This window comes from bacterium (assembly GCA_035559435.1).
Lineage (GTDB): Bacteria > Zixibacteria > MSB-5A5 > WJJR01 > WJJR01 > JACQFV01.
In genome coordinates, this window is record DATMBC010000089.1 from 18,292 (window position 1) to 30,055 (window position 11,764).

An 11,764-nucleotide genomic window follows, 5' to 3' on the forward strand; every position below is an offset into this window, starting at 1 on the left:
GATCAATCGCCGTAGGCCCATTTCTGATGCTTCTTTGCCAGCCGGACATGGGGCGCGGCCAGACCGGCATCCACGATAAAGCGGTATTCGGCGAGCGCCTCGCTGCGCCGCCCGGCGCGATCGAGGCAGAAGCCGCGGAGCAGGTGGATGCGGCCCACCGCGATCGCCGCGTCGGTGAGGGTCTCGGCCAAACGGAGATGCTCCAGCGCCGCGTCAAGCGAATCCAACCCCAAGAGCGCTTCGGCGGTGATGATCCAGGCGGCGGCATCGGTGGGATCCTCGATGGTGGCCTGCGCCACCAGCCGTCGGGCATCGGCGAAGGCGGTCCGGGCGGAGTCGGCCCCGCGACGGCGCCCCTCGTAATAATGCCCGACCCGCAGTCGCAGTTCCCCGGCGATGATGCGGTTGGGCGAGGCGGCCTCGCCCAACCGCCAGAGCGCCAGCGCCGAATCCGCGCGGCGGGCATCCCACTGGATGTCCCCCAGGCGCAGGTAGGTCTGCGCGTCGGCGGGAAACGTCTGCAGATACACCTGATAATTGCGTCCGGCGCCCAAATCGTCGCCGGCGGCGCGCTGCGCCTCGCAGAGCAGCTTCCACCCCAGCGGATCATCGGGATACTCAACGGTCATCCGGGTCAGCGCCGCCACCGCGTCGTTCCAACGTCCCATCTGCCCCAGGGCAATGCCGATGTCGCGCAGGATCGCGGCGTCGGCGGGCGTCAGGGCGTCGCGCGCCGCCTCGAGGAATTCCAGATGCGTCGCGTAACGGCGGTAGGCCTTGTCGCGGTTGGCGTAGTAGAGAAGCTCATCGCGATCGAAGCTGCGGGTTTTCAGATACGCCAGCCAGTCTTGCTCCAGCTCGGCAAGCGTCTTGTTGAACACCGACCAAATGGCGCGATGGATCGACAGATCGGTGGCGCGCTCATACAGCGTTTTCAGCGGCGGAAGTCCATAGGTGTTCACGATCCAGGCCACAAACGACGCCGCCTCGGCCGCGGCGACCTGGCGGTTGTGGCGGCGGAACCGGATCGATTGCGCCAGTGAATCGAGGGGCACATAGGCGCCCTGTGTCTGCGCCTGGCGGACGCGGTAGTCGGCGCAGTCGAGGATCCCGCAGGCGCCCACCGCCAAGAGGTCGGGGGCATACCCCCAGACCCGGTAGGCGGCGGCCAGCGCCAGATCGCGCGGGTCAACGCGCACATCCAACGGCCGGTGTCGGACCGCCACCCGCAGCCGCGCCGGATCAATGGCGCAGGAACAGGTCGAATCCCAGGCGTAGCCGCCCGCTTCCTCCGGCGACAGATAGACCGCGATCCGCGCGCCCGGCTTGATCTCAAGCGAATCGAGCAAGGTCTCCAATTCGAAATCAAGCGCCATGCGGATCGGCAGAAACTGCAAGGGGGGCAGCATGCCCTCGGGCACGAAATACTCGGCGCTGGCCGAGAGCACCGATTGCCAGCCCAGACTGTCCAGCGGTGGCGCGGCGGCGGCGGCATCGACGGCGCCGCGGCGCGGAATGAAGTGGGCGCGGTAGTGGGACTTGCCCTTGCCGCGGAGACTGTCAACCACCAGCGCCGCTCCGGCGGCCACCGTCGCTTCGTCGGAGCGCATGTCCGGCAGCGGCCCGTTGACGTAGATCGAGACCGCCAGATGCACCGCGCCCTCGGGACGGGGCGACACGGTGACATCGGCGACGAAATTCCCGGCGCGCACGGCCGTGCGACGATCGAAGGCCAGCGGCACGCTCACCGAGTCGATCACTGCCGCCTCGGGGGGGTCGGCGGCGAGAATCTCCTGCACGACGATCTGCAGGGTCACGCCCTCGGCCGCACGGACGGCGTCCGACGGCCACGCCGCCAGGCACAGCCACAGCGCCGCGGCAACCAGGATCGGTCGGAGGTGCGTCGTCATCATGTCGTCAGCGGTCCGTGGGAGTCACGCCCCGGCCAGTTTGCGCAACAGGCCGAGGTTCATCCGGTCCAGCTCTCCGTCGTCGTCCTTCTCCGTCTCGATGATCTTCGGCACCGTCTTCAGCCGCGGGTCGCGCATGATGAAGCCGAAAGCGTCGGCGCCGATGTAGCCCTTGCCGAGGTGCTCGTGACGGTCCTTGTGCGTGCCGAGGTCATACTTCGAGTCGTTGCAGTGGATCGCCTTGAGACGATCCAGGCCGATGACCTCGTCGAAGGTCTTCATCGTTCTTTGGTATCCCGCCTCGGTGCGGATGTCGTAGCCGGCGGCGAAGACATGGCAGGTGTCGAGGCAGACCGCGGCGCGGTCGCCATTGTCGAGCTTGTCGAGAATCGACCGCAGTTCCTCGAAGGTCGAGCCGATGTGCGAGCCGGCCCCGGCGGTGGTCTCCAAAAGCAGCAACGTCGGGCTCGACTTGTGCCGGGTCAGGACCCAGTCCATCGCCTTGGCGATGCGGGCGATGCCGCCCTCGACACCGTCGCCGGTGTGCGCGCCGGGATGAAAGACCAGATACTCGACGCCCAGTTGCGTGCAGCGCTCGTACTCGATCGCCAACGCCTCGCGCGATTTCTCATAGAGCGCCGCATCGGGGGAACCGACGTTGATCAGGTACGACGAATGCGCGACCGCCGGCCCGATGCCGGTGCGCGCCCGCTCCGACTTGAACTGCGCGATCTCCTCCTCGGCCAGCGGCTTGGCCTTCCACTGATTGGAGGATTTCACAAACAGCTGCACGCAGGTGCATTCGACCGCTTCAGCATGCAGGATGGCATTGTACACCCCGCCGGCAATCGACATGTGCGCGCCGACCAGGACATCCGCCCTTTTCTTTTTGATGGGTCCCATGGGTCCGATTGGTCCGATTCAATACAGCCGCTGCCGCTTCGACAAATACGAAAAGAGCGCGTAATCGTAGGGCACCGCGGTGTCGATCGGCACGTAGTCGATGAAGGCGTCGCGGCATTCGCGGCGGAACCGGTCCATGTGCGCGCCCACCGAACGCTGGTATTCCGCCTTGATCTGCCAGGGCAACGTCGAGATTTCCTCGCCCGACTCCATGTCCTTGAAGATCGCCTCGGCGGGAAAGTCGAAGGTCCGTTCGCTCGGATCGAGGATGTGGAAGACCAGGACCTCGTGCTTGCGGTGGCGGAAGTGCTTGAGCCCGGCCAGCACCCGCGTGGGATCATCGAACAGATCGGAGAGCACAATGATCAACCCGCGCCGTTTGATCCGGTCGGCCATCTCGTGCAGGGCAATCCCGGCGTCGGTGGTGTTGGCGGGCTCGATCCCCGCCAGCGTGGTCAGCAGGGCGTGCATGTGCACGCTCGCCGACTTGGGCGGCAGGTAGGAACGGATTTTCTGATCGAAGACCACCAGCCCGACCGCATCGCGCTGCTTGAGCATGAGAAACGACAGCGCCGCCGCCAGTTGGGCGGCGTAGAGAAACTTGCTCACCCTGGTCGAGGTGTAGGACATCGACTTGGAGACATCGAGGAGGATGTACGATTTGAGGTTGGTCTCCTCCTCGAATTCCTTGACGAAGTAGCGGTCGCTTTTGGCGAAGACCTTCCAGTCGATGTTGCGGATCGGGTCGCCGGGCATGTACTGGCGATGCTCGGCAAACTCGACCGAAAAGCCGTGGTAGGGCGACTTGTGCAGTCCGGTGATGAATCCCTCGACAACCAGACGCGCCTTCATCTCCATCGACTTGAGTCGGGAGATGACCTCGGGGTTGAGGAATTGGCGGTGGTCGGCGGCGGGCATGGTCGCGAAGTCGGTCCAACAGCACGGGCGCACGCACGCGCGCCCGCAAAAGATACCGTGCTAATCCCCCTTCGGCTTCACATCGGCCAGGAGGCGTTCGATCACATCCAGCGTGCCGACCCCGTCGGCTTCGGCGTTGAACGAGGTCACGATCCGGTGGCGCAAGACCGGACGCGACACGGCACGGACATCATCGATGGAGGGAGTGGGACGGCCGTCGAGGATGGCCCGGCACTTGGCGCCCAGCACCAGGTACTGCGAGGCGCGCGGTCCGGCGCCCCAGGAGACCCAATCCTTGATGTACTGACGGGCTCCATCTTCCTTCGGACGGGTCGCCCGTGCCAGCGCCACGGCAAAGGCGATCACGTGGTCGGAGACCGGCACACGGCGCACCAGCCCCTGGAGATTGCGGATCGTGTCCGAGTCCATCACCGGACGGATGTCGGCGACCGCCGCCGAGGTGGTCGTCTGGACAATCTGCTCCTCTTCGCGGACATCGGGATAGTCGACATAGATGTTGAACATGAACCGGTCCAGCTGCGCTTCGGGGAGCGGATAGGTCCCTTCCTGCTCGATGGGGTTCTGCGTCGCCAGGACGAAGAACGGCTCCGGCAGACGGAAGGTCTCGCCGCCGGCGGTCACTTCGTGCTCCTGCATCGCCTGCAACAACGCCGCCTGTGTCTTCGGGGGCGTGCGGTTGATCTCGTCGGCCAGCACGATGTTGGCGAAGACCGGCCCCTTGACGAAACGGAACATTCGCTTGCCGGTGGTGTGATCCTCCTCGAGGATCTCGGTGCCGGTGATGTCGGAGGGCATCAGGTCGGGCGTGAACTGGATGCGTGAGAATTTCAAGTCGAGGACGCGGGCCACCGTTGAGACCAGCAGCGTCTTGGCCAGTCCCGGCACGCCGACCAGCAGGCAATGGCCGTTGGACAAAAGCGCAGTCAGCAGTTCATCGACGACCTCGGCTTGGCCGACGATGACTTTGCCGATTTCCTGACGCAGACGGGCATGGGCGGTTTTGAGGTTTTCGACGGCTTGCAAGTCATTCTGGCTCATGAGGTAACAAGACTCCTGTCCGGGTCGGGATGTCCACTGGGCGCGCCCTCACACCGACTATTGAGGGAACCGGCAAGTATCGACAGACAACGGTCGGCCAGTCAATGGCTTTGCCGTTCGCAAGACCTTTGAACTGACGTGGGTGGTACGTGCCCTGACGGGGGTTGGTTCCTGGGTTACCGCAGAATGATGGCGGTCGAATCGATGTACAACTGCACCGAATACTCACCCTCGGCCTTGTAGGGCATCGATGTGAGGGTATCGACGCTCACGAAGGGCAACCAGCCATCCCAGCGGCGCAGGCCGGCAAACAGACCGGTCGACCCGCGGCGCACATCGACGAAAAACGGCGTGCTGCCCGAGTCGGGGAGCAGATCGCTGGGGAGGAACTCCAGACGGGTGACCTTGAAGAAGTCGCTCAGCCCCAGAGCCGACAGATGCTGCGACCAGCGGATGCGTTCGCCTTTGAGCCGGAACATCGCATCGCGGACCGGGAAGACCTCGAAGGCCTGCTTCCCCTGCTCGTCGCTGGTGGACAGCACCAGCCGCGGAAGGGTCTTGGCGCCGTCGGGACGCAGGATCGAGACCATTCCCACCGGCGTGCCGGGAAACGCGGGACTGTAGAGCCGCAGTTCGCGATTGGTCCAGAAGATCATGTTCCCGAGCGCGATCGCGCAGAGGGCGCCGATCACCACCAGCGCGCGACGCGCATCCGACTGCCAGCCGACCAAGTGGTATTTCTTTTCGCGCTTGGAGAGACGTGCGACCCGCAGAATCTGCAGGAGCAGAATGCACAATCCACCGAAGCCGGCCAGGAAGAAGGCCGTGGCCAGCACCGGAAGAATGGCATCGAATACCTGCATTCAGAATCTCCCTTAGATGTTATCGGCATTCCCCGTGAAAAAGGCAATGTGGACAACATCGGTCGAACTCGGCGGGGTTCGGGTTCAAGTCAAAGCCCAACACCATGTTGACAATTTGTCAACAAATGTCGGGCGTTTTGAACACACGCCGTCAGGGGATCTTCCGACCCCTTATCGTGTTTTGTCGGCTACTTCGGGAACAGCTTTAGCGGGAGCGACCGGCATCCGCATCGCCTCGGGCCTCGGCTGGGACAGCCCGGGGATGTTCGGCGCCGCCGGCGCCTGCTTCATGTTGCAGTTGCCATGGAAGATGGCGCCCTGCTCGATCACCAGGGATTTGGTGATCAAGTCACCGGTAATGTTGGCCTTAGCCTGCAGCTCGATACGCTCGGAGGCGTGAATGTTGCCCTTCACGGCGCCGGAAATGACCGCGTTTTTGGTCTGCACATTGGCTTCGACCGAGCCGGTCGGACCGACCGCAACGGTATCGGAGACAATGACATCGCCTTTCACGACGCCGTCGACGCGCAGGGTGCCCGACACTTCCATCGTGCCGGAGATCGTCGTGTCCTTGCCGATAATTGTGTTCATGGTGCTCGACCCTCCGTCGAAAATCGCGGCGTCCTCGTCCTTCGACTTGAACATGGCCATCATCTCCTGTCCGCGAATGGCGTGAAACTGCGTCGCCGACCCAACTCTCCTGCGATATTACAGCGTCGGTCCGGCCGTGACCAGAGAAAAAGCGCATCGCGCCTTCTCTTATACATCGGCAGGTTTCAAACTCCGTTCACTCCGCCGGCGTGTCCTCCGCGGGGGGATGCTCTTTGCGGAATCGTTCCTTGAGCGCGGCGATCTCGGCCAGACGCTGGGCGATCCGTTCCTCCAGCCCGCGGTCGGTCGGCCGGTAGAACCTGGTCCCTTCCAGTCGGTCGGGCAGGTAGTGCTGGTCGACAATACCCCCGTCGAAATCGTGGGCGTAGAGATATCCCTTTCCGTAACCGACTCGCTTCATCAAGGTAGTGACCGCGTTGCGAATCCACAGCGGCACCGGTGCGGAGGGGTTCTCGCCGATGGCGCGCTTGACCGCCTTCTCGGCCATGTAGACCGCGTTGGATTTCGGCGCGACGGCCATGTAGACCACCGCCTCGGCCAGCGCCAGTTCGCCCTCGGGGGAGCCGAGGAAGTGGTAGGTGTCCTTGGCGGCTAGGGCGATCGTCAGCGCCCGTGGGTCGGCCAGGCCGATGTCTTCGACCGCAAAACGGACCAGACGGCGGGCGATGTAGAGCGGGTCCTCGCCCCCTTCCAGCATGCGGTAGAGCCAATAAAGCGCCGCATCCGGATCGGAGCCGCGCAGTGACTTGTGCAGGGCCGAGATGATGTTGAAATGCTCTTCGCCGGATTTGTCATACAGCTCGGTTTTGCGCTGCACGATGTCGCGAATCAACTCCGCCGTGATCGCTCTCGGGAGGGGTGACGCAAATCGGGAGGGCGAGGCTTCCGCCGAGCCTGCATTTGATGCCGCGCCGCGTGAACTGACCGGCTCAGCAGGAGCGTCGCCCTCCCTGGATTTGCTTTCCAGATCCGCCGCCGCTGTCTCCAGCAGTGTCAGCGCCCGACGCGCGTCGCCGTTGCAAAGCGCCGCCATCAGCATCAGGACCTCATCGTCGGCCGCGATCCCCTGGGCGCCGAGGCCGCGCTCGGCATCCGTCAGCGCGCTCCGCAGGATTCTGGCGAGATTCTCATCCGTCAGCGGATGCAGAATGTACACCGTCATCCGTGACAGCAGCGCCGAGTTGACTTCAAACGACGGGTTCTCGGTGGTGGCCCCGATCAGAATCAGGGTTCCGGTCTCGACATGCGGCAGGAAGGCGTCCTGCTGCGCCTTGTTGAAACGATGGATTTCATCGACAAAGAGGATGGTGCGTCCGCCGTCGAAAGCGCGCCGCTTTTCGGCCCGCTCGACCGCCGCGCGCACCTCCTTGACCCCGGAGAGGACCGCCGAGAAGAGAATGAAATCGGCGCCGGTGGTCTTGGAGATGAGCCGGGCGAGCGTGGTCTTCCCCGATCCCGGCGGCCCCCAGAAGATCATCGAGCCGATCCGGTCCGACTCGATGGCCCGACGCAGCGGCTTGCCCGGCCCGAGCAGATGCTCCTGTCCGACAAATTCCTCCAGCGTCCGCGGGCGCATTCGCGCCGCCAGCGGCTCATGCGGTTCCGATGCAAAGAGGGATGGGGAATCCATCGTGTGCTGTCCCCGGTCGGGCGAAGCGGAATCAGACCGTCTGCCGCATGAGTACGAAAGCTATCCGGTGCAGGCGCTCAGTTTTTCCAGACTGAGCGTCAAGCGCCGCAGCGACTCCTGCCGACCAAGGATTTCGAGAATCTCCGTCGCTCCGCCCGGCGTGACGCTGGTGCCAGAGACGGCAATCCGGACCGCCCACATGACAGCCCCGGCCTTCAACCCAAGGGAGGCCGCGAGCGCCTTCAGCTCCGCGAACAGCGTGTCGTTATTCCATGGCTCAACGGCCCGCAGCCGGTCGAGGGCGGCAGGCAGGATGTGTCGCGCGCTATCGATCGTCGCCTTGTGCGCTTTGTTGGTGAACAACCCGCAATCAAAATCGGGCAGTTCTTCAAAGAAGGAAATCTGCGACGGAATCTGGGAGAACTTCTCGATGCGGGGCTGCAGCAATTTCAACAGCTTGGCAACGTCGATGTCCCGGGAGACAACCTGCCTCACATAAGGGCGCGCGAGTTCCTCGAAGCGCTCCGGCGTCAGCTTGCGGATGTACATGCCGTTGTACCATAGCAGCTTTTCGTAATCGAAGATGGACGCCGACTTGTTGATGCCGGACACGCGAAATCTCTGCACCAGCTCATCGAGCGTGAAGAATTCCTCGCTTGTGTCTTTGGGGCTCCAGCCGAGCAGGGCGATGTAGTTGATAATGCTCTCGGGCAGGAACCCGTCCTTGATCAGGTCCTGAAAACTCACCGCCCCATGTCTTTTCGAGAGTTTGGAGATGGTGCCGTCCTCGCCTTTCCCCATGATCAGCGGCAAGTGGACGTACTGGGGACGTTCCCAGCCGAAGGCGTCGTAGATGTTGACGAACTGCGGGGTGGAGGAGAGGTATTCCGATCCGCGCACCACATGGGTCACCCCCATCAGGTGGTCGTCCACCACGTGGGCGAAATTGTACGTGGGATATCCATCCGACTTGATCAGGACGATGTCCTGCAGATCGGCGTTGGCTTTGGTGATCGTGCCAAAGACCAGATCTTCGAAGGTGGTCTCGCCGTCCAGCGGCGCTTTTTGGCGGATCACATGCGGCAGGCCGCTTTGGAGCTTTTCGCGGATGTCCTCCGGCGACAGGTCCCGGCAACGCCGGTTGTAGCCGTAACTGCCGGTTGCCTCGCCCGCCTCCTCCGCGCTCGGACTTTTGCAGAAGCAACGGTACGCATGCCCGGCGGAGATCAGCCTCTGCGCGTACTCGAGGTAGATGTCTTTCCGCTCACTCTGCACATAGGGGCCGTGCGGGCCTCCGATGCCCGGGCCTTCATCGTACTTCAATCCCGCCAACGCCAGGGTGTCGAGAATGATCTGCACGGCGTTTTCGACCAGACGGTTTCTGTCGGTGTCCTCGATGCGCAGTATGAAGACGCCGCCGTGGGACTTGGCCAGCAGGTACGAATGCAGCGCCGTGCGGAGATTGCCAATGTGCATGTACCCAGAGGGGCTGGGCGCGAACCGTGTCACGACCTTCTTCGTGTTCATGTCATCCAATGCCGGTTGTGTGCGTTGCATGTGACCCTGCGATTGTCCCTCGCGCAATTTGGTACGCAGCCGCGAGCGCAACGTGGCGGCGCCGCCGGCCGCTCAGTCCCGGCCAGTTTGCGCTTTGTACCGGCTGACCTGCGACTCGTGCTTTTCGAAGAAGTCAAAGTGCGGCGGGATGACCTTGAATTCATGCGTGGCGACGTCCCCCACAAACGCTTCGAGCGGATCGAAGATGCGGTCCCACGACCAGAATTCCTCGCCGATTCGGAAGCATTCACGAATCAATTCGCTGCCGCGCGGGGCAATGGGATGCACCAACACGGCGGCGACACGCACATAGTGGAACAGATCGACAAGCGCCTGGGGATCGATGCGCCCGGCGCCGTCCGTCTTCGAGTTCTTCGCCCAAAATTTCGAGATATCGCGAATGTATTTGTCGACCGTCACCATGACCTGCTGGAACTGGTGCGCATGCATCTGGCGCTCGTACCGCAGCACGGTCTCTCTCGAGACGCGCTGCGCCTCGTCGCTGGCGGCCAGCGCCGGAAGGCGGCCGGCGAATTCCTTCTGGAGCGTGTAGAAGCACGATCGGGCGCAGCGGTTCAGCACGTTGCTGAGCAGATTCCCTTCGACCAGCACCGGGTCGGCGTCGAGCTCCTTGGCGTCGGGGTCGAAGGGCTTCGGCCGGAAGCTTACCCCCTGCTTGCCGAGCCCGAGCCCAAAGAAATGCGCCCGCAGTTGGTCCGCCGTGTAGTGATTCAAAAGCTCCGTCGCGGCCGGCGGTTTGACCGGGCCGCTGCTGCTGATCTTCTTGTTGAGAAACTGCACATGTTTGTTGACGACCAGCGTCGGCAACTGCATGGTCCCCTCCGGCGGAGGGAAGACCGGCCGCGGGCCCTGCAGACCCAGGAACATGGCCATTTCCGCGGGCCCGTAGAAATAGACATTGTCCTCGCCGATGAACTGGATGACGGCCGCATCCCTGGAACACCACCACGCTTCCCAATTCGCCGGGTTCGCTTTGCCGGTCTTGCCGCAGTGGGACGAAAACGATATCGGCGCAAAGAGCGATTCCGGCCAGACCCACCATGTCCGTTTCGGCTCGCCTTCCAGGACGGGCGCGGGCAGGCCCCACTCCTGATTGCCGGTCAGTCGAAACGGCACAAGGGTCTTGCCCGTGCGGTAGCGGATACCGGCCGCGGCCAGAGCCGCGCACGCCCGCTCCCGTTCTTCCAGACTCTCGAAGACCAGGCCCACGGACTGGCTCTTGCTGCTGCGCTCGGAGTAGCCGTGAAGCGCTCGCAACGTCTCATGGACCGATTCCAGGTCATCCTTCTTGACGAAGACGACCGGCGGCTCAAGAAACTCCCGGATGGATTTGGCGGCAAACGGGCGGCCCTGCGCGCTCTCTTCGATCGTGCTCACCCAACGCTCAAGCAACGCTCTGAATTTGGGGACATCCACGTACCAGTTGCTGACTTCCTTCAGGATCGGCACCGATCCGGAGAGCGTGCTCCGGGGATTGATGAGATCCTGCGGCTCATACTGGTGCCCCAACGCGCACTCGTCGGCGTACCCCTTGTCCGAAGCGCAACCCTCAATCGGGCAAAGGCCTTCCACCTGGCGGCCATTCAAAAACATCGAGGTCACGGGATCATAGAATTGCTTCCCGGTCCTCTGCGCCAGGTGTCCCGCCTTGTGCAGCATTCGCATCAGCTGCGCGCACAATTCCTCATGTGTTTTGCCGGGGCCGTCGAGAGCCGACGCGGCGAACAAAGTCAGCGAGATGTCGAAGGCGGCCAGAGACTTCTTCTGCAGTTCGTGGTTGTCGCGCACGAACTGCTCGATCGTGCCGGTGAAACCCTGTTCCGCGACGGCGATGCGGTATGCCTCGACGATCGAGGATCCATAGCAGTCCGTGCCGGACACAAAGACGACATTTTCTTTCCCGATCCGATCTCGCAGGAATCGGGCAAAGACATCCGCATGCACAAAGACCCCGCCGATGTGGCCAAAGTGCAGGTCCTTGTTGCCATAAGGCATTCCGGCGGTCACGATCACGCGCCGTGGAAAAGTCGGCCGCGCGTCGTTGTGTTGTCGTTTGTCGGGGACGGGTGAGTTCATCGCGTTGTGATACCTCTGGAGCAGCGCCCAGGTGAATCCTTTCCAGAAGAATAAAGATGGGAGACCGTGACGTTCATTTCAACAGGTTCTTCAGCGGCTGAAGGGCGCAGCGTGGCCGTGACGACACAATGATCGATCTCGGAAGGGCGAGGCATCGGCCGAGCCTGCTCTTCGATTGCTGCCGCGGGAGAGCAGGCTCGGCGGGAGCCTCGCCC

Annotated in this window: 9 protein-coding genes; all 9 read right to left on the reverse strand. The window is 63.2% G+C overall.

From position 1 onward, the window contains the following. Positions 1–2: 2 nt before the first annotated feature. Complete coding sequence (locus VNN55_10520; GenBank protein HWO57987.1) at positions 3–1,910, reverse strand: hypothetical protein; 1,908 nt, start codon at positions 1,908–1,910, stop codon at positions 3–5. 24 nt (positions 1,911–1,934) lie between these two features. Further along, a complete protein-coding gene (locus VNN55_10525; GenBank protein HWO57988.1) occupies positions 1,935–2,813 on the reverse strand; it encodes a deoxyribonuclease IV in 879 nt (292 codons plus the stop codon). 18 nt (positions 2,814–2,831) lie between these two features. Then, positions 2,832–3,731 (reverse strand): DUF58 domain-containing protein, encoded by a 900-nt coding sequence (locus tag VNN55_10530; protein ID HWO57989.1) that lies wholly within the window; start codon positions 3,729–3,731, stop codon positions 2,832–2,834. A 60-nt stretch (positions 3,732–3,791) separates the two neighbouring features. Beyond that, positions 3,792–4,790, reverse strand: coding sequence for a MoxR family ATPase (locus tag VNN55_10535; GenBank protein ID HWO57990.1), 999 nt, complete (start codon positions 4,788–4,790; stop codon positions 3,792–3,794). A gap of 176 nt (positions 4,791–4,966) precedes the next feature. After that, complete coding sequence (locus VNN55_10540; protein ID HWO57991.1) at positions 4,967–5,653, reverse strand: hypothetical protein; 687 nt, start codon at positions 5,651–5,653, stop codon at positions 4,967–4,969. Between the two features lie 171 nt (positions 5,654–5,824). After that, on the reverse strand, positions 5,825–6,298 hold the full coding sequence (locus VNN55_10545) for a polymer-forming cytoskeletal protein (GenBank protein HWO57992.1): 474 nt from the start codon (positions 6,296–6,298) through the stop codon (positions 5,825–5,827). Between the two features lie 142 nt (positions 6,299–6,440). Beyond that, a complete protein-coding gene (locus tag VNN55_10550) occupies positions 6,441–7,895 on the reverse strand; it encodes a replication-associated recombination protein A (protein ID HWO57993.1) in 1,455 nt (484 codons plus the stop codon). Between the two features lie 60 nt (positions 7,896–7,955). Continuing rightward, complete coding sequence (gltX, locus tag VNN55_10555) at positions 7,956–9,452, reverse strand: glutamate--tRNA ligase (protein ID HWO57994.1); 1,497 nt, start codon at positions 9,450–9,452, stop codon at positions 7,956–7,958. A 72-nt stretch (positions 9,453–9,524) separates the two neighbouring features. Further along, on the reverse strand, positions 9,525–11,549 hold the full coding sequence (locus VNN55_10560) for a class I tRNA ligase family protein (GenBank protein HWO57995.1): 2,025 nt from the start codon (positions 11,547–11,549) through the stop codon (positions 9,525–9,527). Positions 11,550–11,764 lie beyond the last annotated feature (215 nt).